Annotated in this window: 24 protein-coding genes; 11 read left to right on the top strand and 13 right to left on the bottom strand. The window is 69.5% G+C overall.

Features of this window, described 5'->3' with window-relative positions; translation table 11 throughout:
* Nucleotides 1–21: 21 nt before the first annotated feature.
* The gene (locus MRS60_RS16390) at nucleotides 22–363 is read right to left on the bottom strand and encodes a hypothetical protein (protein WP_034179320.1); all 342 of its coding nucleotides are present in this window, start codon (nucleotides 361–363) and stop codon (nucleotides 22–24) included.
* Nucleotides 364–716: 353 nt separating this feature from the next.
* Here MRS60_RS16390 and MRS60_RS16385 point away from each other — a divergent pair, with 353 nt between their 5' ends.
* Nucleotides 717–1490 carry a phytanoyl-CoA dioxygenase family protein gene (locus MRS60_RS16385; protein ID WP_243565001.1) on the top strand — a complete coding sequence of 258 codons (774 nt, stop codon included), beginning with the start codon at nucleotides 717–719 and terminating at the stop codon, nucleotides 1488–1490.
* A gap of 144 nt (nucleotides 1491–1634) precedes the next feature.
* Here the strand turns inward: MRS60_RS16385 and MRS60_RS16380 are convergent, their stop codons facing one another.
* Nucleotides 1635–1841, bottom strand: a complete 207-nt coding sequence (locus MRS60_RS16380) for a DUF3185 family protein (protein ID WP_034179318.1) — start codon at nucleotides 1839–1841, stop codon at nucleotides 1635–1637.
* Between the two features lie 186 nt (nucleotides 1842–2027).
* Here MRS60_RS16380 and mgrA point away from each other — a divergent pair, with 186 nt between their 5' ends.
* Entirely contained in the window at nucleotides 2028–3071 is a 1044-nt protein-coding gene (gene mgrA / locus MRS60_RS16375; RefSeq protein ID WP_243565000.1) for an L-glyceraldehyde 3-phosphate reductase, read from the top strand.
* Between the two features lie 108 nt (nucleotides 3072–3179).
* Here the strand turns inward: mgrA and MRS60_RS16370 are convergent, their stop codons facing one another.
* Both MRS60_RS16370 and MRS60_RS16365 read right to left on the bottom strand, forming a co-directional pair.
* On the bottom strand, nucleotides 3180–3365 hold the full coding sequence (locus MRS60_RS16370; protein WP_014895742.1) for a hypothetical protein: 186 nt from the start codon (nucleotides 3363–3365) through the stop codon (nucleotides 3180–3182).
* A gap of 302 nt (nucleotides 3366–3667) precedes the next feature.
* The gene (locus tag MRS60_RS16365; protein ID WP_105389634.1) at nucleotides 3668–4549 is read right to left on the bottom strand and encodes a DMT family transporter; all 882 of its coding nucleotides are present in this window, start codon (nucleotides 4547–4549) and stop codon (nucleotides 3668–3670) included.
* A gap of 814 nt (nucleotides 4550–5363) precedes the next feature.
* On the opposite strand from MRS60_RS16365, the gene MRS60_RS16360 reads away from it, so the two are divergent.
* Together MRS60_RS16360 and MRS60_RS16355 are read left to right on the top strand one after the other, a co-directional pair.
* A complete protein-coding gene (locus tag MRS60_RS16360; protein WP_011353523.1) occupies nucleotides 5364–5576 on the top strand; it encodes a hypothetical protein in 213 nt (70 codons plus the stop codon).
* 56 nt (nucleotides 5577–5632) lie between these two features.
* On the top strand, nucleotides 5633–6655 hold the full coding sequence (locus MRS60_RS16355) for a serine/threonine protein kinase (protein WP_081938356.1): 1023 nt from the start codon (nucleotides 5633–5635) through the stop codon (nucleotides 6653–6655).
* 72 nt (nucleotides 6656–6727) lie between these two features.
* On the opposite strand, the gene MRS60_RS16350 is transcribed toward MRS60_RS16355, so the two are convergent.
* Together MRS60_RS16350 and MRS60_RS16345 are read right to left on the bottom strand one after the other, a co-directional pair.
* Entirely contained in the window at nucleotides 6728–8170 is a 1443-nt protein-coding gene (locus MRS60_RS16350; protein ID WP_034179314.1) for a coniferyl aldehyde dehydrogenase, read from the bottom strand.
* Between the two features lie 39 nt (nucleotides 8171–8209).
* Entirely contained in the window at nucleotides 8210–8674 is a 465-nt protein-coding gene (locus MRS60_RS16345; protein WP_243564999.1) for a hypothetical protein, read from the bottom strand.
* A gap of 223 nt (nucleotides 8675–8897) precedes the next feature.
* Between MRS60_RS16345 and MRS60_RS16340 the strand changes: the two genes are divergently transcribed.
* Nucleotides 8898–10538, top strand: coding sequence for a GMC family oxidoreductase (locus MRS60_RS16340; RefSeq protein ID WP_243564998.1), 1641 nt, complete (start codon nucleotides 8898–8900; stop codon nucleotides 10536–10538).
* Nucleotides 10539–10592: 54 nt separating this feature from the next.
* Here MRS60_RS16340 and MRS60_RS16335 read toward each other — a convergent pair whose 3' ends face one another.
* Genes MRS60_RS16335 through fliF form a run of 6 tightly spaced genes read right to left on the bottom strand, consistent with a single transcriptional unit; the run spans nucleotide 10593 to nucleotide 17442 of the window.
* Entirely contained in the window at nucleotides 10593–11972 is a 1380-nt protein-coding gene (locus tag MRS60_RS16335) for a flagellar hook-length control protein FliK (RefSeq protein WP_243564997.1), read from the bottom strand.
* Between the two features lie 31 nt (nucleotides 11973–12003).
* Nucleotides 12004–12462: a flagellar export protein FliJ gene (fliJ, locus tag MRS60_RS16330; RefSeq protein ID WP_072437578.1), complete on the bottom strand. Its 459-nt coding sequence runs from the start codon at nucleotides 12460–12462 to the stop codon at nucleotides 12004–12006.
* A gap of 5 nt (nucleotides 12463–12467) precedes the next feature.
* Nucleotides 12468–14021 carry a flagellar protein export ATPase FliI gene (gene fliI, locus MRS60_RS16325; RefSeq protein WP_243564996.1) on the bottom strand — a complete coding sequence of 518 codons (1554 nt, stop codon included), beginning with the start codon at nucleotides 14019–14021 and terminating at the stop codon, nucleotides 12468–12470.
* A complete protein-coding gene (fliH, locus tag MRS60_RS16320; protein WP_034179308.1) occupies nucleotides 14015–14698 on the bottom strand; it encodes a flagellar assembly protein FliH in 684 nt (227 codons plus the stop codon). Before fliH ends, fliI begins: the two co-directional genes overlap by 7 nt.
* Complete coding sequence (gene fliG, locus MRS60_RS16315) at nucleotides 14691–15686, bottom strand: flagellar motor switch protein FliG (RefSeq protein WP_034179307.1); 996 nt, start codon at nucleotides 15684–15686, stop codon at nucleotides 14691–14693. The genes fliH and fliG overlap by 8 nt, the downstream gene beginning before the upstream one ends.
* Entirely contained in the window at nucleotides 15676–17442 is a 1767-nt protein-coding gene (gene fliF, locus MRS60_RS16310) for a flagellar basal-body MS-ring/collar protein FliF (RefSeq protein ID WP_034179306.1), read from the bottom strand. The genes fliG and fliF overlap by 11 nt, the downstream gene beginning before the upstream one ends.
* A 250-nt stretch (nucleotides 17443–17692) precedes the next feature.
* On the opposite strand from fliF, the gene fliE reads away from it, so the two are divergent.
* From fliE to MRS60_RS16280, 6 genes are all read left to right on the top strand, one after another.
* Nucleotides 17693–18037 carry a flagellar hook-basal body complex protein FliE gene (gene fliE / locus MRS60_RS16305; RefSeq protein ID WP_034179305.1) on the top strand — a complete coding sequence of 115 codons (345 nt, stop codon included), beginning with the start codon at nucleotides 17693–17695 and terminating at the stop codon, nucleotides 18035–18037.
* A 301-nt stretch (nucleotides 18038–18338) separates the two neighbouring features.
* The gene (gene fliS / locus MRS60_RS16300; RefSeq protein WP_034179304.1) at nucleotides 18339–18773 is read left to right on the top strand and encodes a flagellar export chaperone FliS; all 435 of its coding nucleotides are present in this window, start codon (nucleotides 18339–18341) and stop codon (nucleotides 18771–18773) included.
* Nucleotides 18770–19102 carry a flagellar protein FliT gene (locus MRS60_RS16295; RefSeq protein ID WP_034179303.1) on the top strand — a complete coding sequence of 111 codons (333 nt, stop codon included), beginning with the start codon at nucleotides 18770–18772 and terminating at the stop codon, nucleotides 19100–19102. The genes fliS and MRS60_RS16295 overlap by 4 nt, the downstream gene beginning before the upstream one ends.
* Before the next feature lie 137 nt (nucleotides 19103–19239).
* A complete protein-coding gene (locus tag MRS60_RS16290; RefSeq protein WP_243564995.1) occupies nucleotides 19240–20598 on the top strand; it encodes a flagellar hook-length control protein FliK in 1359 nt (452 codons plus the stop codon).
* The gene (locus tag MRS60_RS16285) at nucleotides 20595–20912 is read left to right on the top strand and encodes an EscU/YscU/HrcU family type III secretion system export apparatus switch protein (protein ID WP_034179301.1); all 318 of its coding nucleotides are present in this window, start codon (nucleotides 20595–20597) and stop codon (nucleotides 20910–20912) included. The genes MRS60_RS16290 and MRS60_RS16285 overlap by 4 nt, the downstream gene beginning before the upstream one ends.
* A 269-nt stretch (nucleotides 20913–21181) precedes the next feature.
* Nucleotides 21182–21916 (top strand): PepSY-associated TM helix domain-containing protein, encoded by a 735-nt coding sequence (locus MRS60_RS16280; protein ID WP_243564994.1) that lies wholly within the window; start codon nucleotides 21182–21184, stop codon nucleotides 21914–21916.
* 76 nt (nucleotides 21917–21992) lie between these two features.
* On the opposite strand, the gene MRS60_RS16275 is transcribed toward MRS60_RS16280, so the two are convergent.
* Entirely contained in the window at nucleotides 21993–23018 is a 1026-nt protein-coding gene (locus MRS60_RS16275; RefSeq protein WP_034179299.1) for an XdhC family protein, read from the bottom strand.
* Nucleotides 23019–23070: the final 52 nt, after the last annotated feature.

Raw genomic sequence — 23070 nt, 5'->3', positions numbered from 1 at the left:
GCAGTGCCCGCCGGCGCTGCTTCAGCGCGCACCGAACCCGAACCAGCCGTTGCTGGCCGCGAGGCGGCGCGGCCGGTTGACGCGCCGCTGCGGGCCGAGCGCGCGGCGCAGCGCGAGCGCGCGCAGCGACGACGGCTTTTGCAGCAGCGAGCGCAGGCCGGCACGGCGTGCGAACGTCTGCGCACTCATCATCGAGAAAAACGCGTGGAACCACGCACGGATGCCGTCGAGCCGGCTGTGCGCGGGCGCGCGCTCGGCCAGCGCCTGCGTGCGTGCGCGGTGATGGCGCAGCGGGCGGGCAGGAGCGGACGGCGCGACGCGCTTCGCAGCGCGGCTGAGACGGGAAGTCAGACGGAATGGCATGTGAACGATGCTTCGCTTGTATGGATGGCGCCCTTGAAGAGCGCACTGGTATGAACGGCCTCGGATTGCGCAACGGATCATATCGAAAGCCGCTGCGCGCCGCGCCCGCCAGAATTGACAGGCCGCGTCAGGCTACAGGGGATTCATGACCGGCAAAAGTCGCGATAAACCCTTGTGCCGCAAGGCGTGTGCCGCATACCGCCTGTCGGTGAGGCCAACGCCGCGCCGCACAGTTCCCTTGCGCCAGATCAAATCGGCGATTGGCATGCCCCTGCGTACGACAATGGCGCTGTTCGCGGCATCCGGCGCCGATTTACAATCGTCACATTCACACAATAAACGTCTGGCATCCCATGTCGTCTCCATTGCAGTCGGAATCGATCCGCGCGCAAGTCGCGGAATTGCGCGAACGCGGATTCGTCGTCGCGCGTGGCCTCGTCGGCGAGCAGCAGTGCGCGGCGCTTAAACGGATCGCAGAGCGGCAGTTGCAGGAGGCTGCCGAGCCGATCGAATTCGAGGCGGACCTGCGCTACCCGGGCGCACCCGAGTCGAAGCATGCGCCAGGCGGGCACACGGTGCGGCGGCTGCTCGATGCGTACTCGCGCGATCCGGCATTCGCCGAGCGCGCGGTCGCACCCGAAATCGGCGCGTGGATGCGCGAGTATTTCGGCGAAGAGCCCGTGCTGTCGCGCGCACATCACAACTGCATGATGACCAAGCACCCCGCGTACGGCAGCCTGACGGGCTGGCATCGCGACTTCCGCTACTGGGCGTTCGAGCGTTCGGACATGGTGTCGGTATGGCTCGCGCTGGGGCCGGAAACGAACGAGAACGGCGCGTTGTGGCTCGTGCCGGGTTCGCATACGGCCGAATTCGGGCCTGAAGCGTTCGACGATGCGAAGTTCTTCCGCAGCGACCTGCCGGAGAACCGGAAGATGATCGATGCGGCTACGTGCCCGTCGCTCCGGGCGGGCGACGTCGTGTTCTTCCACAGCAACACGCTGCATTCGGCCGGGCAGAACCGTTCCGACCAGGTAAAGTTCTCGCTGGTGTATACGTATCACGGCGCGAGCAACCGGCCGGTGCCCGGCACGCGCTCGGCGGCGAAGCCGGAAGTGCAGTTCTAGGTGCGGATCGGTCGGCGCGGCGAGGCCGCGACGATCACGCGATGCGGCGCATCGCGGGCGAATGAAGCAACGGGCGGCCTGGCCGCCCGTTTCGTTTTGCGCGGCCCGATCAGGGTGACGCGGGCCGTTCGCGCGGCTGCGCGATCAGCGCTTGCCGCCCGGCATCGCGAGGCCGATCAGGCCGACGAACGAAGCGACGGCGCCGCCCACGATCAGCAGGATCGTCTTCGTGGCGGGGGAGCCGGTGAAGAGGCGCGACATGTTGTCGTTGATCGAATGGAACGACTGGCCGCCGAAATACAGCAGCACGACGCCGCCGACGAGCAGCGCAACCGAGATGACGCGGGACATACCAACCTCGCTGAAACGGTGATTCGAGACGCCGCAGTGTAGGCGACGACCGCGGTCGCGTCCATCGCCGTGCGCGCATCGGCCGCCTTCGTTACCATAGCCGTCGTGCGTTTTTCTTCGCCGCCGTCGCGCCCTGTGCGCGGCCGGCGCGCGCCCCTCCCTCCGACGTCCTGACGGGAAATACTCATGGCCTACGAAGCAGCTTCCGAACGTTATACGGACATGCAATACCGCACCTGCGGCAAATCCGGGCTCAAACTGCCTGCCCTGTCGCTCGGCCTGTGGCACAACTTCGGCGACTCGACGCCGATCTCGACGCAGCGCGAGATCCTGCGCACCGCGTTCGACCTCGGCATCAACCACTTCGATCTCGCGAACAACTACGGACCGCCGTACGGCAGCGCCGAAACCAACTTCGGCCGGCTGCTGAAGGAGGATTTCCTGCCGTATCGCGACGAGCTGCTGATCTCGACGAAAGCCGGCTGGGACATGTGGCCGGGGCCGTACGGCAGCGGCGGCGGGTCTCGCAAGTACGTGCTCGCGAGTCTCGACCAGAGCCTGCAGCGGATGGGGCTCGACTACGTCGACATCTTCTATTCGCACCGCTTCGACGCGCACACGCCGCTCGAGGAAACGGCGGGCGCGCTCGCGTCGGCCGTGCAGCAGGGCAAGGCGCTCTACATCGGCATTTCGTCGTATTCGGCGGCGAAGACGCGCGAGATGGCCGAGTTGCTCGCGCAGTACAAGGTGCCGCTGCTGATCCACCAGCCTTCGTACAACATGCTGAACCGCTGGATCGAGAGCGACCTGCTCGGCGCGCTCGACGACGTCGGCGCGGGCAGCATCGCGTTCACGCCGCTCGCGCAGGGGCTGCTCACGTCGAAGTACCTGAACGGCGTGCCGGCCGATGCGCGCGTGAACAAGCCGGGCGGCGGCTCGCTGAAGCAGGATCACCTGAGCGCGGATAACCTCGATCATGTGCGCAAGCTCAACGCGATCGCCGAGCGGCGCGGCCAGAGCCTCGCGCAGATGGCGCTTGCATGGGTGCTGCGCAATGGCCGCGTGACGTCCGCGCTGATCGGCGCGAGCCGTGCCGAGCAGGTGCGTGAAAACGTCGGCGCGTTGAAGAACCTCGAATTCTCGGCGGAGGAACTCGCGGAGATCGATCGTTACGCGACGGAAGGCGGCATCAATCTGTGGGAAAAGCCGTCCACCGATCAGGCGATCTGACCGGCAGTCGATACGGCATGCGAAACATCGCATGCCGGTATCACCGGCTTGCAGGCAGCACGTCGCATCGTTGCGGCGCAGCGATGCGCGTCAGGCACGGGGGGGAGGCTAGAGCAGCGCAGGCAGACCTTCGACCAGCAATACCGCGACGCCGACGCCGAGGATGACGCCCAGCACGCGCAGCAGGTTGTGGCGGAATTCGGTTGCGCACGGCACCGCGCCGAGAAATAGCGCTCCGGCCAGCGCCATCGGGATCAACAGGATGAAGTCGCCGATCGTGAAATAGGTGGTCATGCGTGTCTCCAGTGTCGGCCGGAGTCAGCGCTTCAGCACTTACTTCGGCCCCATGCCGGGTGTTTCTAGTATTGGTCCGACCCGATTGCGAGCGGGACGGTCAATTCGAGTATAGGCAACCCGGCGATGTTTTCGCTATCCGAACCATTAAAAATCAGCGGAAAGCCTCGCGAGTCGCGCATTTTTCCCGCAAGTTCGACGAACGCCTTGCACGCATCTTTCCCGTTCCTTTCGATTTGCGCGGAATTATCGTATGTGTCCGATGCAGGCCGTCGCACTTGCGGGCGCGGCGGCCTGTCCGCTTACGTGCGATCGGGTTGCGTGCGTGCGGCCGGCGCGCGGAACACGAGCGCGAGCCCCGCGATGATCGCGCCCATGCCGGCGAGCGCGAGCGGTTCGGGCCGGTTGCCGAGCCACACGGCATCCATCAGCGTGGTGACGACGGGCACGAGATAGAACAGGCTCGTCACGTTGACGAGATCGCCGCGCTGCATCAACCGGTAGAACAGCAGTTGCGCGATCACCGAAATCACGATGCCGAGCCACAGGAGCGGCACGACGAACGCCCAGCTCATGTCGAACGAAATCGGCCGGAACGGCACGATCGCCACGCACAGCGCGAGGCCGATCGCATTCTGCAGCGGCAGCACGTCGGCGGGTGCCGCGCGTACGCGCTTTTGCAGCAGCGAGCCGACGGTCAGCGCGACGAGTGCCGTGAGCGCGCACGCGATGCCCGCGAGCGGCAGGCCGGCATCGCCCACGCCGCGACATACGACGAGCGCGAGGCCGGCCAGCGACAGCGCGAGCCCCGCGACGCGCATGGGCTGCCAGCGCCGCTCGACGATCGCCAGCGTGAGGATCGGCTGCACGCCGAGGATCGTTGCGAGCACACCCGGCGCGATCCCGCGCTCGAGCGCGAGCAGATAGAAGATCGAATAGCCGCCCATCATCAGCAAGCCGGTCAGCGCGGCCATGCGCCGCTCGCCGCGCGGCGGCAGCCAGCGTTTGCGCATGAAGGCCAGTGCGAGCAGCACGAGCGACGCGAGCGCGAAACGCGCGGTGAGAAAGACGAACGCGGATGCGTGACGCAGACCGAGTTCGGCGAAGATCGCGCCGCTGCTCCACAGCAGCACGAAGAGCGACGTCGCTCCATGCGCGGCAAGCGCGCGTTTGAACGAAACCATGTGAATCCACCTGTCGAACGGATCGGAACGTTCCATCCGCGCGTGCAGCAGGGAGTCGTGCGTCACGACGCACGAACGGAAGCTGACGGGCGAATGAAAGACGAAACGGAAGCCGGCTGGTCAGCCGGCGCGTGCCGCCGGAGGGGGCGGCGCGGCGCCGACGAGCGGCGGTGCGACAGGAGGCGGGAGGACCGACGGATGCGCGCACGCCTGCGGCCGCGAGTCGAACTGCGGCCGGGATTTTGCGCGGGCGGACGAGAGCGGATGCATCGTGTCGGAATGCGGTTGAACGCGAATGAACGTCAAAGGTACTGCAAGGCCGGCATCCGGCGCAACAAGTGTTCGGCGGCCCCGCATGGCGAAAGACGCGTTGAGGTGATGCCGGGCGACGCTTGTGCGCGGTGGCTGCGCGAGCCGTGTTCGAGACGGGGGAAGGAGGCTGTAGCGTGCGAGGCAAGCGGCGTGGCGCCGCAGGCTCGGTCACGCGAAATCTCCTGGCGGCCCGGCACGCGGCAAACGATGTGCGCATTGCGTCGATCGCGGGTGCGCCGCGGCGCCGGGCGGATTCGGCGGGCAGTCACATTCGACAGGGTATGATGGGGGTGTCCGCCCGTGCAAGCGCACGCGCGGCGCAGTGGTTGATTGGAGACATTTGACGAATTCGCGGCACTTCGCCTGCTTCTTCTTCTTTTCGCGCTTCGATAAACCGTGAACAATGGGATTACGCGCAACGCTCCGTCGAGAGCAGCGCGGATCGCGCATTTGCCGGCTCGCCAGCGGGCCGGGTTTCAAGATTCAAGAGTGGGGAACCATCATGCATGTCGGGTCGATTGTCTGCACTACCCATATCGCGGTGCCGAAGGGCGCGCGCGGCATCGTCCAGCGCGTCCTGGGCGACATGGCCATGGTGACCTGGTACGCGGGCGTGCCGGGTGAGTCGAAAGAACTCAACACCGAGCCGTTCTTTCTCGAGGATCTGATCGACACCGGCGAATCCGTGCTGCCGGCCGGCGCGGCGCTCCACTAAGCGAACACCGCACCGGACGCTCGTCTTTCGGCCCGGCTGGCGGCACAATGCGGGGCATGACAGACGCCACTTCCGCTCCCGCTTCTCCCGCCGGCCCGCCGTTCGCCGGCCTCACGCCCGAGTGCGTGCTCGACGCGCTCGACAGCGTGCTGATGCCGGCCGGCCTGCGCACCGACGGGCGCCTGCTCGCCCTCAACAGCTACGAAAACCGCGTCTACCAGGTCGGCATCGAAGACGGCCCGCCGGTCGTCGCGAAGTTCTACCGCCCGGCGCGCTGGTCGGACGATGCGATCCTCGAAGAGCACGCGTTCGTCGCCGAACTCGCCGAGCGCGAGATTCCGGCGGTGCCTGCGCGCACGTTCGACGGCCGCACGCTGCACGCGTTCGACGGCTTCCGTTTCTCGATCTTCGAGCGGCGCGGCGGCCGCGCACCCGATCTCGATCGCAGCGACACGCTCGAATGGCTCGGCCGCTTCATCGGCCGGATTCATGCGGTCGGCGCGACGCAGCCGTATGTCGCGCGTCCCGTGCTCGATATCGATACGTTCGGCTACGAGCCGCGCGACTACCTGCTCGCGCACGATTTCATTCCGGATGACGTACGACCCGCGTACGAGACGGCGGTCACGCTCGCGCTCGAAGGTGTCGAGGCCGCGTTCGAACGTGCGGGCGAGATCCGCCTGCTGCGCACGCACGGCGACTGTCATCCGAGCAACGTGCTGTGGACCGATGGCGGCCCGCATTTCGTCGATTTCGACGACAGCCGGATGGCGCCCGCGATCCAGGATCTGTGGCTGCTGCTGCCGGGTGATCGCGAAGGCGCGTCGCGCGCGCTGGCGGACCTGCTGGCCGGCTACGAGGATTTCTGCGAATTCGAGCCGCGCGAGCTGCATCTCGTCGAAGCGCTGCGCACGCTGCGGCTGATCCACTACGCGGCATGGCTCGCACGGCGCTGGGACGATCCCGCGTTCCCGGCCGCGTTTCCGTGGTTCAACACGCATCGTTACTGGGAAGCGCGCGTGCTCGAACTGCGCGAGCAGATCGGCGCGATGCAGGAAGGGCCGCTCTGGCCCGTGTGACGGCGCGCGCGGCACCGGCGCCGCGCGGCAGGCTAGCGCGGGCCGCGGCGCAATGCGCGCGGCCCGTCCGGCTCAGAACTTCAGCATCAGCTTGATCAGCGCGGCGAAGCGCTTGCCGTACGGCGGCGCGAGCAGGTTGCGTGCGTTCAGGCGCGGCTGCGTGAGCACGGGCTTCATCTTCGAGAACGTCACGAAGCCGTCGTAGCCGTGGTACGCACCCATGCCGCTCGCACCGACGCCGCCGAACGGCAGGCTGCCGCACGCAATGTGCATCAGCGTTTCGTTGACCGACACGCCACCCGAGATCGTTTCGTGCATCACGCGGTCGATCGTGCCGCCGTCCTCGTCGAAGAGATAGAGCGCGAGCGGACGCGGGCGCGCATTCACGTATGCAATCGCCTCGTCGAGCCGCTCGTACGGCACGAGCGGCAGCAGCGGCCCGAAGATTTCCTCCTGCATCAGTTGTGACGCGGCCGGCACCTGCGTGACCGCGCACGGCACGAAGCGGCGCGACGCGGGGTCGGACTGCGCGTCGGACAGCGGGTGCAGTTGCGCGCCGGCCGCCTGCGCATCGCTCGCGAGTTGCTGCAGCCGCGCGTAATGGCGCGGCGACACGATCGTCGTGTAGTCGCCGTTGGTCGACAGGTCGGGATACATCTTCGCGAATCGTGCTCGCGCGCGCTCGATGAACGCGGCTTCCATGCCGCGCGGCAGCAACACGTAGTCGGGTGCGATGCAGGTCTGGCCCGCGTTCAGCGTCTTGCCCGCGACGATCGCGTCGACGGCCGCGTCGAAGCGCGCATTCGGTCCGACGATCGCCGGCGACTTGCCGCCGAGTTCGAGCGTGACGGGCGTGAGATTGTCGGCGGCCGCGCGCATCACGTGGCGGCCGACCTGCGTCGAGCCGGTGAACAGCAGATGATCGAACGGCAGCCCGCTGAACGCGGCGCCGACCTCCGCATCGCCGTTCACGACCGCGACGTGGTCGCGCGTGAAGGTCTTCGCGATCAGTTGCTCGAACAGCGCCGACGTGCGCGGCGTCAGTTCGGACATCTTGACGATCGCGCGGTTGCCGGCCGCGAGCGCGCAGATCAGCGGGCCGGCCGCGAGCAGCACCGGGTAGTTCCACGGCACGACGATGCCGACCACGCCGAGCGGCTGCGGAATCACCTTCGCGCGCGCCGGGCGCAGCCACTTGTTCATCGGCTTGCGGATCGGCTTCATCCAGCGCTTGCCGTGCTTGAGCGCGTCGTCGATCTCTTCCTTCGCCATCCAGATTTCCGACAGCAGCACTTCCTGCTTCGCGCGATGGCCGAAATCGGCGCTGATCGCTTCGGCGAGCGCGTCCGCGTTGTCGATCAGCATCGTGCGCAGCGCGCGCAGGTGCTGCACGCGCGTTTCCCATGCCGGGTACGGTGCGCGCAGGTAGGCCGCGCGCTGGTCGCGCAGCAGCGACGTCAGCGCATCGGCCGGCGACAGTGCTTGCGGTGCCAGTTCGGGCAGGTCGTTCTTCATGTTGTCTCCTCCAGTTGGGCCTGGCTGGTCGGCCAGCCGTCACGCCGCACGCGAGCGCTCGGCGAGCGCGGCGACGCGGATCGGGGTGGTGCGCGTCGCGCGGCGCGGGGCCTGATGCGACGCATGCTCGAAAATCGGTTGCAGCGCGCGGCGGGCGTCGCATCCGCGCGACGGTATCCGCATCCGAAAACCGCACCGCGGCGTGTTCGCGTGCCGCGCGATACGACTGTTGCCGGACATGCGACGCTGCAGCGCGAGCGCCTGCCGGTGCAACGAAGCGGGGCAGCGCGACGCGCACTCCAATGCGGGTTGCCGCACATCGTGCCGCTGAGTCAGACGGCCGTCCAAACGGTCGGCGACGACACGTGCCGTTCGATTTCGATCGGCCGCGCGCATGTCGCCGCAGGTCTCCGCGCGGGCAGTCGTTTGAAATGAAATGCGGGCCGCGCGCGTCGCATCCGGGCAACCCGGTCGGCACGCGGCCTGCAGAATCTGGCGCTGCATCTTCGTCTCTCCCGTTTCGCGACGGATCGGCTTCTCGTGGCCGGCGCATCGCGCGAAGTGAATCGATACATCTTAAATTTAGTTCACGCGGGCGTTTAGAGGAATCGCTCTTGAATCCGCACGCCGCGCGCACGACGGCCATTCCTACAATGCCCGAACTACAAGAGGGGACACGGTCGCGCGGCGATGCCGGGCGCCTTCCATGACACGACGGAGACGTGACATGCAATACGACTACATCATCGTCGGCGGCGGTTCGGGCGGTTCGAGCCTGGCAGGCCGTCTCGCCGATGCCTGCCCCGATGCGACGATCGCGCTGATCGAGGCCGGCTCGCATACGGAGCGCAACCTGCTCGTCAACATGCCGGTCGGCATCGCGGCGCTGGTGCCGTTCAAGCTTGGCACGAACTACGGCTACGAGACGGTGCCGCAGCCGGGCCTCGGCGGGCGGCGCGGCTACCAGCCGCGCGGGCGCGGGATGGGCGGCTCGAGCGCGATCAACGCGATGATCTATACGCGCGGCCACCCGGGCGACTACGACGAGTGGGCGCAGCTCGGCGCAACGGGCTGGGGCTGGCAGGACGTGCTGCCGTATTTCCGCCGCGCGGAAGGCAACGAGCGCGGCGCCGATGCGTGGCACGGCGCGGACGGCCCGCTGTCGGTGTCGGATCTGCGCTTTCGCAATCCGTTCTCCGAACGATTCATCCAGGCCGCGCACGCGGCCGGTTATCCGCTGAACGACGACTTCAACGGCGCGACGCAGGAAGGCGTCGGCTTTTATCAGGTCACGCATCGCGACGGCTCGCGCTGCAGCGTCGCGCGTGCCTACATCTATGGTCGCAACCGGCCGAACCTGCACGTGATCACCGATGCGACGGTGCTGCGCGTCGGCTTCGACGGCAAGCGCGCGGTCGGCGTCGCGATATCGCGCAACGGCCGCGTCGAGACGCTCGGCGCGCGCGCGGAAGTGATCCTGTCGGCCGGTGCGTTCAATTCGCCGCAACTGCTGATGTGCTCGGGGATCGGCCCGGCCGAGCAATTGCGCCGGCACGGGATCGCGGTCGTGCAGGATGCGCCGGACGTCGGCACGAACCTGATCGACCACATCGACTTCATCATCAACACGCGCGTGAATTCGTCTGAACTGGTCGGCGTGTGCCTGCGCGGGATCGCGAAGATGACGCCGGCGCTCGCGCGCTATTTCTCGAGCCGCACGGGGATGATGACGAGCAATGTCGCGGAGGCCGGCGGCTTCATCAAGAGCGATCCGTCGCTCGATCGTCCCGACCTGCAGCTGCATTTCTGCACGGCGCTCGTCGACGACCACAACCGCAAGATGCACTGGGGCTTCGGCTATTCGCTGCACGTGTGCGCGCTGCGGCCGTTCAGCCGCGGCACGGTGGCGCTCGCGAGCGGCGATGCGCGCGACGCGCCGCTGATCGATCCGCGTTTCTTCAGCGATCCGCGCGATCTCGACCTGCTCGTGCGCGGCGCGCAGGCGATGCGCCGCATCCTGTCGCAGGCACCGCTCGCATCGCAGGGCGGGCGCGAGCTGTACACGCGGGCGGACCAGAGCGAAGCCGAGCTGCGCGCGACGATCGTCGCGCATGCCGACACGATCTATCACCCGGTCGGCACGTGCCGGATGGGCTCCGATGCGCGCGCGGTCGTCGATCCGCAACTGCGCGTGCGCGGCGTCGAAGGGCTGCGCGTGGTGGATGCGTCGGTGATGCCGACGCTGGTCGGCGGGAACACGAATGCGCCGTCGGTGATGATCGGCGAACGCGCGGCGGACTTCATCGTCGCCGCGCGCAAGGGCGGTGTGTCGCGCGGTGAGGCGGCCGCGGCGGTGCACGGCCGCTGAGCGGCGCGCACCGGGCGGCGGCCGGCGCAAGCCCGTTATTAGCGGGAACAGGCCCTATGCAAACGTATCGACGAGGCCGGCGCGGCTCACGCTCGCGGCGGCCGGTGCGGATTGCGCAGCGTCGGTGGGTGCATCGACGGCTGACGATCCGCCGTGCCCGCGCCGCGGCGACTGGCCGCCGGCGAAGGTCTGTTGCGGGTTCTGCTGCTGCGACGCGAAGCCGCCGTCGCTGACGGTCGCGCTGCCGAGCCCGAGCCCGCCCGCTTCCATCGCTTCACGCAGCTTCGGCAGCGCGGCTTCGACCGCGTCGCGCACCTGCGCGTGCTGCGACACGAACAGCGCGTGCGCGTGGTTGTCCGCGACGCGCAGCACCACCTGCAGCGGCCCGAGATCGGGCGGGTTGAGCGTCAGCTCGGCGCTCTGCTGGTGCGCATTCGACAGGAACACGACCTTCTGGCTCAGCGCGTCCGTCCAGTCGGCGGTGCCGACGTGCGGCGCGAGCACGTGCGTATTGGCGGCGGCGATCGCGCTCGCGGCGGGCGACAACTGCAGGTTCGCCTGCGCGGCGGCCGCAGCGGTTGCGCCGGCCGCGAGCGTCGCGCTGGCGGCCGGGTCCGTTGCTTCGCTGGCGGCCGCGAGCGCATGTTGCGCGCCGGACTGCACGTTCGCGTCGGCCTGCAGCGCCTGCGCGGTGGCCTGCGTCGGCGTCTGCTGCGTGGCTAGCACCTCTTTCGCGTCGGCGAGCGTGCGGTCGAACGTCGGCACCTTCGGCGTCAGTGGTGCGGCGGCGGTCGATGCAGAAGATGCAGACGATGCCGGTGCCGATGTCGAAGCCGTCGTGCCGCTCGCGGGCGTCGCGATTGCGCCCGAGCCGCCGGTCAGCTTGGCGAGCGCCGCTTGCAGCGCGTCGCGGGTCGACGCCGGCGTGGCCGGCTGGGCGGCCGCATCCCCGGCCGCGTGGTCCGCCAGCGCGGCCGTCGCATCGGGCTGGCCGGACACGGCCGTCTTTTGCGCGGTAGCGGCGGCCGTGGTGACGGTAGCGGCGGCGGCGGTAGCGGCATCGGCCGGCGTCGCGTTGTCCGTGCGCGCCTGCAGTTGTGCCTGCACGGCCGCGGCGGCCGCGAGTGCGCCGGCGTCGGGGTTGGTGGTGGCGTTCGCGGCGTCGGTCGACTGGTCGTCGTCGGTGCCGGACGGCTTCGTGCCGGCGGCCGGCTTCGATGAAGCCTGCGTCGTCGACGCATCCGGCGTGGCGGGATTCGTCGCGTCGCGCCGCGTGGCGACGCTTTGCTTCAGCGTCTGCGCGAACGGCACGGCGGCCTTGGCGGTCGCGGCATCGTTGCCGGCGGCGGTGCCGGACGAACCCGCGCCGCGGGCGGCTTTGAGTGCGGCGCCGGCGGTGTCGATCAGCACGCCGAGCAGGGGCAGGGGAGGCATGGCGGTTCTCTCGTTCGAATGCGGTGGTCGGTTACGACGAGCGGGCCGCGTCGGCCCGCATGCGCAGGATCTTCGCGGCGTGTTCGTCGGCGTCGCGCTGTTCGCGCCGGGCGTCGAGCCGTGCTTCCTGCGCGACGCCGCGCGCCTGCAGGATTTCATATGAGCCGACGGTGCGTTTCTTCTGTTGCCAGTTCGGGCGTGCCTCGTCGATGCGGACTTCGGCCGCGGCGAGCACGTTGCGCTGCTGCGCGATCGCGGCGTCGAGCGTGTCGATGAATGCCTGGAAATTGCGCCAGTTGCCGGCCGGCATCCCGTGCTGCGCGGATTGCGCGAAGCGCGCGTGGTATTCGTCGCGATAGCGCAGCAGCGCGTCGAGCTGCTCGGTAGCCGCGGTGCGGTCGCGCTGCGCGGTGCCGAGCTGCTTCGCGGCCGTGTCGAGGTCTTCCTGCGCGCGGTCGAGCAGCAGTTGAAGGGGAAAGCCGTGAGCCATCGTGATCAGCCTCCGTAAGCGTCGAACAGCGCATCGAGCCCGGCGAGGCTCGACGCGAACGGCGCGCATTCGCGAAAGCCCTGCTGCAGGAACGCCTCGATGCGCGGATAGAGCGCGATTGCGCGGTCGAGCTGCGCGTCGCGTCCGGGTGCGTACGCGCCGACCGCGATCAGGTCGCGATTGCGCTGGTAGCGCGACAGCATCTGCTTGAACTGCCGCACGTGGTCGAGATGCGTTTCGTCGATCAGCGCGGTCATCGCGCGGCTGATCGACGCCTCGATGTCGATTGCCGGATAGTGGCCGGCCTCGGCGAGCGTGCGCGACAGCACGATGTGGCCGTCGAGGATCGCGCGCGCCGAATCGGCGATCGGGTCCTGCTGGTCGTCGCCTTCGGTCAGCACCGTGTAGAACGCGGTGATCGAGCCGCCGCCCTCCGGCCCGTTGCCGGTGCGCTCGACGAGCGCGGGCAGCTTCGCGAACACCGACGGCGGATAGCCCTTGGTCGCGGGCGGCTCGCCGATCGCCAGCGCGATCTCGCGCTGCGCCATAGCGTAGCGCGTCAGCGAATCCATCAGCAGCAGCACGTGCTTGCCCTGGTCGCGGAAATATTCGGCGAGCGACGTCGCGTAGGCCGCGCCCTGCATCCGCAGCAGCGGCGACACGTCGGCCGGCGCCGCGACGACGACCGAGCGCGCGAGCCCGTCCTCGCCGAGGATCTGTTCGATGAATTCCTTCACTTCGCGGCCGCGTTCGCCGATCAGCCCGATCACGATCACTTCCGCGCTCGTATAGCGCGCCATCGTGCCGAGCAGCACCGACTTGCCGACGCCGGAGCCCGCGAACAGGCCCATTCGCTGCCCGCGGCCGACGGTGAGCAGCGCGTTGATCGCGCGCACGCCGACGTCCAGCACGTGGTGGATCGGTTCTCGTTCGAGCGGGTTGATCGACGGCGCCGACAGCGGCGCGTCGACCTTCGATGCGAGCGGCCCGAGGCCGTCGAGCGGGCGGCCCGACGCGTCGACGACGCGCCCGAGCATCTCCCAGCCGACCGGCAGCCGCTTCGCGCCCGCGAGCGGATCGGCGACGGGCGCGCTTTCGAGCGGCCACACGCGCGCGCCGGGCAGCACGCCGGCGACGTCGGTGGTCGGCATCAGGAACAGGCGGTCGCCGGCAAAGCCGACGACTTCCGCTTCCGCGTGCGGCAGCGTGCTGCCGGGCGGCAATTCGATCGTGCATTCGGCGCCGACCGACAGGCGCAGCCCGATCGCCTCGAGCACGAGGCCCGCCGCGCGCGTGAGGCGCCCGCACGGCCGCAGCGGCAGCGCGCGGTGGCTGCGCGCGGCGAGCCCGTTCAGGTGCGTGCGCCAGTGCGCGAGATGCGGATTGTGCGGCGCGCGCGGCGCGGCGTCGTGTGCGGCGGCCGTTGAAGCGGTCGCATGCGGTTTCGTGTCGTGTGCGGTGTCGTGCGCGCCAGCGGGGCCGAACGACGCGAGCGCGAGTTCGCGCTCGAGCGGCGTCATGCCGTCATGCGCGAGCGATTCGGGCGACCGCGTCACCACGTGCTCACCTTGCCGATCGCGGCGGCGACGCGCTGCCAGCGCGTGGGCAGCGTCGCGTCGACCTCGCCGGTCGCGGCGTGCGCGCGGCAGCCGCCGCGCTCGATCGACGCATCGGTGCGCACGTTCCAGCCGAGCGTATCGAGATCGTCCTGCAGATAGGCTTCGACGACGGGCAGGTCGGCCGGATTCACCGCGAGATGCGGCGCGCCGGACAGCGCGGGTTCGGCCGCGAGCACGTCGCGCACGGCCGCGACGAGCGCTGCCGGGTCGTGCTTCACGTGCTGGCGCACGACCTGCTGCGCGATGTCGAGCGCGAGTTGTGCGATGTCGGAGGCGAGGTCGTGCTCGGCGCTCGACACGGCCTCGCGGAACGACGCGGCGAGCGCTGTGAGCTGCGCGGCCTGTTCGCGCGCAGCGGCCTGGCCGGCCTCGAAACCCTGTTCGCGGCCCTGCTCGAAACCGGCCCGGTAGCCGAGCGCCTGGCCTTCGACGTGGCCGGCCGCATGGCCTTCGGCGTGCGCGGCATCGCGCACGCGCTGCAGTTCCTCGGCGAGCGCGGCGGCGGCCGCTGCCGCGTCGTCGGGCGGCGGCGGGGGCGGCGGCGGGTCGAACGACGCCATCTCCCACCGCTGGTAGGCGGTGAGGGTGCCCGCGCGATCGCTCGCCGAATCAGACATACGCGTCTTCCGCCTTGCCGCCGATCACGATCTGGCCGCTCTCGGCGAGGTTGCGCACGATCTGCAGGATGCGGCGCTGCTGCGTCTCGACGTCGGACACGCGCACCGGGCCGCGCGCGTCGAGATCCTCGGCGAGCAGTTCGGCCGCGCGCTGCGACATGTTCGCGAGGAACTTCTGGCGCAGCGCGGGCGGCGCGCCCTTCAGCGCGATGATCAGCGTTTCCGATTCGACTTCCTTCAGCACCATCTGGATCGCGCGATCCTCGAGGTCGAGCAGGTTCTCGAACACGAACATCTGGTCGACGATCTTCTGCGCGAGATCGGCGTCGTACTGGCGCACGCTTTCGAGCACGCCTTCCTCATGCACGCTCGTCATGAAGTTCAGGATCTCGGCCGCGGTGCGGATGCCGCCCATCGGGCTGCGCTTCAGGTTGTCGCTGCCGGACAGCAGGCCGGTCAGCACGTCGTCGAGCTCGCGCAGCGCGGCCGGCTGGATGCCGTCGAGCGTCGCGATCCGCAGCAGCACGTCGTTGCGCAGCCGCTCGGTGAAGCACGATGCGATCTCGGACGCCTGGTCGCGGTCGAGGTGCACGAGGATCGTCGCGATGATCTGCGGATGCTCGTTCTTGATCAGTTCGGCCACCGCGCCCGAGTCCATCCACTTCAGGCCCTCGATGCCGCTCGTGTCGCTGCCCTGCAGGATGCGGTCGATCAGCACGCCGGCCTTGTCCTCGCCGAGCGCCTTGGTCAGCACCGAGCGGATGTATTCGCTCGAATCGAGCGACAGCGCGGTGTGTTCCTCGGCTTCCTTCACGAAGTCCTGCAGCACGCTCTCGACCTGCTCGCGCGTGACGTTCTTCAGCGCGGCCATCGCGGCGCCGATCTTCTGCACCTCGCGCGGCGCGAGGAACTTGAATACCTCAGCGGCCTCTTCCTCGCCGATCGACATCAGCAGCAGCGCGCTCTTGGTCAAGCCTTCAGCGTTCATCGGACACCCAGTTCTTCACGACGGTGGCGACGATCTTCGGATCCTGGCGGGCGATCGTGCGCGCGTAGTCGAGGTTGCGTTCGTAGCGGTTCTTCTCGGATTCGAAGCCGAGCAGCAGCGAGTCGGGTTCGTCGTCGGCCTTGACCGGCGCCGGCAGGCCGTCGAGCACGACCGGATCTTCCGGCGCCGCGAGCGCCGGCACGGCCGGCTCGGGCGGCGGGAACGCGCGGCGCATTGCCGGGCGCACGAACATGAAGTAGAGCGCCGCCGCGGCCGCCGCGATGCCGAGCCACTTCGCGGCTTCCTTCGCCATCGCGATCATGTCGGGCTGGCGCCACCACGGCAGGTCGGCGTACGGATCGCTCGCGGTCGAGAACGCGCTGTTCACGACGTTCACCGAGTCGCCGCGCTTCTCGTCGTAGCCCATCGCGTCCTTCACGAGCTGCTCGACCTGCGCGAGCTTCGCGGGCGGCAGCGGCTGCATCGTCACGTGGCCCTTCGCGTCGGCGATCGGCTGGTAGTTGACGACGACCGCGACCGACAGCCGCTTCACGCTGCCCATCGGCTGTTCGAGATGGCGGATCGTCTTGTCGAGCTCGTAGTTGGTCGTCTGGTCCTTGCGGTCGCTGACCGGCGTCGTCTGCGGCGCGTTCTGGCCGTTGCCGGCGACGACCGGCGCGGAAGCCGGCTGCGGCGGCGTGTTCGACAGCGCGCCCGGCACGCCCGACGCGCCGCCCTGCGCGAGTTCGGTCGCGCTGCTGGTCTGCTGGCTGCGGATCGCGGCCTGCTGCGGCACGCCGTTCGGGCCGTAGCTTTCCGACGTCTGCTCGATCTTCGAGAAATCGAGGTCCGCGCTGACCTGCGAGCGCGCGTTGCCGGCGCCGAAGATCGGCGCGAGGATCGCGTCGATGCGCTTTTGCGTGTTGTGCTCGACCTGCTGCACGTACTTGAGCTGGCTCGCGTCGAGGCCGGACGCCGACGCCGGCTGGGTCAGCAGGTTGCCGTCCTGGTCGACGATCGTCACGTTCTTCGCGGGCATGTCGGGCACGCCGGACGACACCATCCGCGTGATCGCCTGGACCTGGCCCTCGTCGAGCACGCGGCCCGGGTAGAGGTCGACGAACACCGACGCGCTCGGCGCTTCCTTGTCGCGCACGAATACCGACGGTTTCGGGATCGCGAGATGCACGCGCGCGCCGCGCACGGCGTTGATCGATTCGATGGTGCGCTGCAGTTCGCCTTCGAGCGCGCGCTGGTAGTTGATCTGTTCGGCGAACTGGCTGATGCCGAATTTCTGGTTGTCCATCAGCTCGAAGCCGACCGAGCCGCCCTTCGGCAGCCCCATCGCGGCGAGCTTCAGGCGCGTTTCATGCACCTGGCTCGACGGCACGAGGATCGCGCCGCCGGCATCGGCGAACTTGTAGGGAACGTTTGCCTGCTGGAGCGCGGTAATGATCGCGCCGCCGTCGCGGTCCGACAGGTTGCTGTACAGCACGCGGTAGTCGGGCGTCCGGCTCCACAGCACGAGCGCGGTAATCGCGGCGATCGCGAGCGCGGCGGCGATCAGGAACGGCAGCTTCGGGTTGCCCTTCATCCGCGAGATGCCGGGAATGCGTTCCGCGAAGCCGCCGAGCCCGAAGTCCGCGCCGGCGACGCCCGCGCCCGGCAACGCGGCGGCCGCGGCGGCGCCGGGCGCCGGGCTGGCGAGGCCCGCGCGGGCGTCGGGGTTGATCAGCGAGTTGGCCTGCGAATCCATGCGTCGAGTTTCTCCGGAGCGGGACGACTGAGCTCGCTCGGGCGAGCGGGCGGACAATGACACGATGCGATTATCGTGATCCGGGCCGTACTCCGATCGACCGAAAAGAGCGGGGTTTCCCCCGTACTTTCTCGGCTTTGCCGCGCGGCGCGCTGCTATCCTTTTTCGCGATCCGGCATGGTGCGCGTGGTGCGGCGCTGGCGGAAACGCCCGGTGCGTCCGGGTCTCTTCTCTTATGTCTGGGGACAGCATGACTGCGAACGTCAGCGGAATCGGTTCGGTGTTGCAACAGATGCAGTCGATGGCCGCGCAGGCGTCCGGCGGCGTCGCGAGCCCGACGGCGGCGCTTGCCGGCTCGGGCGCGGCGACGGCCGGCACGTTCGCGAGCGCGATGAAGGCGTCGCTCGACAAGATCAGCGGCGACCAGCAGCACGCGCTCGGCGAGGCGCAGGCGTTCGAGGTCGGCGCGCCGAACGTGTCGCTGAACGACGTGATGGTCGACATGCAGAAAGCCAACGTCGGCTTCCAGTTCGGGCTTCAGGTCCGCAACAAGTTGGTGAGCGCTTACAACGACATCATGCAGATGTCGGTGTGACGGGGCGGCCATCCGACGACGGGCATCCGGGGGCGGCCATCCGACGACGGGCATCCGGGGGCGGCCATCCGACGACGGGCACCCGGGGGCGGCTATCCGGCGAAGGGCATCCCGGGGACGGCCACCCGGCGACGGCCAACCAGCCTTGCCGGGCGGGGCCGGCGGGCCGGCATCCAGCGCCCGGCCGCGGCCCCGCGCGCCTAAAGCTTTTCAAATCCCTTCCGATAACTCCGGAGAAGGCCGCGTCGTGCGATGCACGGCGGCGGCTCCCGTATAGCCAAGGCATGACAAGGAGAAGCGCATGTTTTCCCCAGGACACGCTGGAGCCAGTGCCTACGCGCGTGTCGGCGTCGAGACAGGGGTGATGGGCGCCTCCCCGCACCGGCTGATCGCGATGCTGTACCAGGGCGCGCGGCAGGCGATCGCGCTGGCGCGCATGCACCTGCAGCAGGGCAACGTGTCCGCGCGCGGCGAAGCGATCGGCAAGGCGATCCGGATCGTCGAGAGCGGCCTGCAGGCGTCGCTGAACCGCGACGCGGGCGGCGAGATCGCGGGCCGGCTCGACGCGCTGTATGCGTATATCGGCCGGCGCCTGCTGGAAGCGAACGCGCAGGCGAGCGACGCGATGCTGGTCGAGGTCGACGGACTGCTCGCAACGCTCGAGGAAGCATGGACGGGCATCGCCCCGGAAGTCGCGCGGATGGCCGCGCAACAGGCAGTGGAAGCAGCACGATGAATCTCAAGGCCGAATACTTCGCGCGTTACGAGGCGCTCGCAGCCGTGTCGGGCCGGATGCTGTGCGCCGCGCGCGACGCCGACTGGGCCGCGTTGCCGGGGTTGCAGGTCGAATTCATGCAGCTCGTCGACGGGCTGAAGGAAGCCGATCCGGGCGTCGCGCTCGACGAATCGGATCTCGGCCGCAAGCTGGACCTGATTCGCCGCATCCTGGCCGACGATGCCGCGATCCGCGATCTCGCGAGCCCGGACGTCGCGCGGCTGTCCGCGCTGTTCGAGGCGCGGCGCTCGACCAAGGTATTGACCGATCTCTACCGCGCGCGCGGGTAGGGCCTGTTTTTCGGGGAGACGGGCGCGGGGCGCCCGTGCCCGTTACCGCACGCGGCACGCGCGCTGTTCCCGCGGGCGGCACCGGCGTGCCGCTCCCGGATTCGCAACGATGTGGCTGAGGTGAGCAGGCTCCGATCATGACCGGTATCGATTCCGTTGCGGCCGCGCTGCTGGCGAGTCGCCTCGACAGCCTGCTGACCGGCACCGTATCGGCGCCCGCCGGCGGCGGCGCGACCGCGCAGGTCGGCACGCCGGGCACCGGCGCGTCGTCCTCGCCTCCGGCCGGCGGCCCGCCCGTCGCGCCGCAAGCCTCCACGCAGACCGCGCTGTCCGACGTCGGGCGCGTGCTCGACGCGATCTCGCGCGCGGGCGGCGACGCAACGCCCGCGATCGCCGGGCGCGCACCGCTGCTGGCCGATCCCGCCGTGCTGCTGACCGATACGGCCGTGCCGGCGCGTGCGCCGGCCGAGTCCGATCCGGCGGCGGCGTCTTCCACGCCTTCTTCCGCTGCGGCGTCGTCCGCCGCGGCGGCGCGCGAAACTGCCGCGCCGCTGCCGGTCGCGGCGTTGCGTGCGGCGCTCGCCCAAGCGGTGAGCGAGAGCGGCCTCTTCTACGAATCCCATCTGGCGCAGTGGCTGGCCGGCCAGCGTCCGCTCGCGGCGCTGATGCGCGAGCCGCAGGCGCGCCTGACGGCCGCGCTTGCGCCGGCCGACCCGGATGCCGCGCAGCCCGGCTCGACCGACGTGCTCGACGAACTGCTCGCGCAGCGCCCGCCGCTGCCGGCGACCGCGCGGGCGACTGCGCAAGCGGGCGCGCCGGCCCAGGGCGGCGCCCCCGCTCGCGACGCCGCGCAGGCGTTGCCGGCGGCCGCCCGGCAGGGCGCGTCGTTGCCGCCCGATACCGCCGATCCGCTCGGTGCGCACGCCGACCCGCGCTGGACGCCGGCGCGTGCCGGGCTGGCCGCCGCGTCGTCCGACCCGCAGGCGCAGCCGCTCGCTCCCGTGCACCCGGCCGCGGTGCCGCTCGTCAGGCAACAGCTCGACGCGCTCGCGACCGACCAGTTCCGCTGGACCGGCGAGGCGTGGCCCGGCGCGCGGCTCGACTGGACGATCGAACCCGACGATCCGGGCAGCCGCGCACCGCGCGGCGGTGACGACGCGGGCGACGGCATTGCATGGCGCACGCGCCTGACGCTGACGTTGCCGTCGCTCGGTACGGTCGACGCGGAGCTGGTGCTGAACGGCGCGCAGCTCGTCGCGCGGCTGCGTGCGAACCAGACGGGCGCCGACCGCCTCACGCGGCACGAGGCCGCGCTGCGGCAGCGGCTCGAGGGATCGGGGCTACGGGTAGGCGGGCTGTCGATCCGCGCGGTCGACGACGGGCCGGACGGCTTCGACCTGTTTGCCGCACAGGCGGCGGCCGCCGCGTATGCGCGCGGTGCGGCGGGCGGGCCGGGCACGCGCGTACCGGGCGCCGACGACGAGGTGCCGCAATGAGCATGTCGTCCCGCAAGCGCGCGGCCGCGCTCGTCTATGACCCGAAAGGCGGCGATGCGGCGCCGCGCGTGGTCGCGAAGGGCTACGGCGTGCTCGCGGAGATGATCGTCGCGCGAGCACACGATGCGGGGCTGTACGTGCATACCGCGCCGGAGATGGTGTCGCTGCTGATGCAGGTCGACCTCGACGACCGGATTCCGCCGCAGCTCTACCAGGCCGTCGCGGACCTGCTCGCGTGGCTGTACGCGCTCGATCGCACCGAACCCGGGCCGGACGCCGCCGCACCGCGCTTTCCGCTGCCGCCGCTGCGCTGAACGGCGCGCCATCGCGCCGCTTCTTACGAAACGCTGTCTCGACCTTGCGGGGTCATTCGGCCGGCATTGGTCGCCTATCGAGCGATATTTCGATGCAACGTGTTCGCTTCGTCGGCGTTTCTTCGCTCGTCGAGCGCGCCGCAGCGCAGCCGGACCGATTGAGCCGGAATTCGATTTATGTAATGATATCCATTCTCATTTTCATGTTGCCCGGGCGGCGTGCGATCTCTGCGCGCCGCCCGTTGTTTTGAACGAATGGATACTTTCGCGTGAACGCGCCCGAAACGATCGACTCTCCCAAGGCGGGTATGCCGCGCGCGGGCGTCACCGTGCTGCATCCGGCGGCCCGCCCGCTGACCGACGACGAACTGGCCGCGCGCCGCCAGCGCTCGCGTCGCGCGACCTTCATCAAGTGGCTGCGCAAGGTGCACGGCTGGGTCGGGCTGTGGGGTGCGGTGCTCGGGCTGCTGTTCGGCGTGACGGGCGTGGTGCTGAACCACCGCGCGCCGCCGCTGAAGATTTCGACCGGCGAGCCGCAGGTCGAGCAGATGCAGATCGCGCTGCCCGATCCGGTGCCGAAGACGCCCGCCGCGATGACGAAATGGCTGCAGCAGGAACTGCATTTCGACGGCCGGCCCGGCCGCATCCGCAGGGATCCCGCGCAGGCCGTCGCATGGGGCGACCAGCGCGTGATGCAGCCCGAGCACTGGCAGTTCGGCCTGTTCGGCCCGCACCGGAACCTGCAGGCCGAATACTGGGTCGGCAATGGCTATGTGTCGGTGAAGCGCACGGACAACACGTTCCTGACGACGCTGAACAACCTGCATCGCGGCGTCGGGATGAACCTCGGCTGGGTGCTGCTGATGGACACGATCGCGGGTTCGTTGATCCTGCTGTCGCTGACGGGCGTGTTGTTGTGGACCGAGCTGAACAAGCGCCGCACGGTCGGCGTCGTGCTGGTGGTGGGTTCGGTCGCCGCGGCGCTCGCGGCCGGCCTGACCTGATCGGCGCTCGCGCCGGCCTGCCGCCGGCGCGAGCCGCTTCGTCCGGTTCTCGGCCGAAGCGGCTAGCCAGTGCGGATCAGAGGCCGCAGGCCGCGCCGCTGTTCGCCGCGATTTCTCGCGCGGCCTTTGCGCCCTCGACCTGCAGGATCGTCGGCAGCGACACGTTGTTCTTCGCGGCGGTGATCTCGGCGAGGATCGAGATCGCGATTTCCGGCGGCGTCCGGCTGCCGATGTAGATGCCGGCCGGCCCGTGCAACCGGCCCAGTTCCGCTTCGTTCAGGTCGAACTCGCGTAGCCGCTCGCGCCGCGCCGCGTTGTTGCGTCGCGAGCCGAGCGCGCCCACGTAGAACGCGGGCGTCTTCAGCGCCTCCATCAGCGCGAGATCGTCGAGCTTCGGATCGTGCGTGAGCGCGATCACGGCCGAACGCGCATCGAGTTTCATGTCGAGCACCGTATCGTCGGGCATCGTGCGCACGACGCGCGTGCCCGGCACGTCCCACGCATCCGTGTATTCCTCGCGCGGATCGCACACCGTCACCTGGTAGTCGAGCCCGACCGCGATCTGGCACAGATAGCGCGACAACTGGCCCGCGCCGATCACGAGCATCCGGTAGCGCGGCCCGTGGATCGTCACGAGCCGTTCGCCGTCGAACGCGAGCCCGTCGGCCGCCTGCGCGGGCGACAGCGACGCGCGGCCGGTCGCGAGCGTCATCGTGCGCGTGACGAGGCGGCCGGCCTCGACTTCAGCGCACAGCGCGGCAATCCCGCTGTCGCGCGTGAGCGGCTCGAGCACGAGCTGGATCGTGCCGCCGCACGGCAGCCCGAAGCGGTGCGCTTCCTCGGCCGTCACGCCGTACTTGAGCGCTTCCGGGCGCGCGTCGGCCGCGATCCCGCTTGCGTGCACACGGGCGATCAGGTCGTCCTCGATGCAGCCGCCGGACACGGACCCGACCACGAGCCCGTCCTCGCGCACCGCGAGCATCGCGCCTTCGGGGCGCGGCGACGAGCCCCACGTCTTCACGACCGTCACGAGCAGCACGCGGCGCCCTTCTTCGAGCCAGCGCGCGCTGGATTTCAGTACATCGAGATCGACGCTTTCCATCATCTTTTTCCTGTTGCCGGGCGGCCCGCCGGTCCGGGCCGTCGTTCGATGG

This window comes from Burkholderia pyrrocinia (assembly GCF_022809715.1).
GTDB lineage: Bacteria > Pseudomonadota > Gammaproteobacteria > Burkholderiales > Burkholderiaceae > Burkholderia > Burkholderia pyrrocinia_C.
Note: the sequence above shows the minus strand (reverse complement) of the source record. Positions and strands in the feature narration are given on the sequence as shown.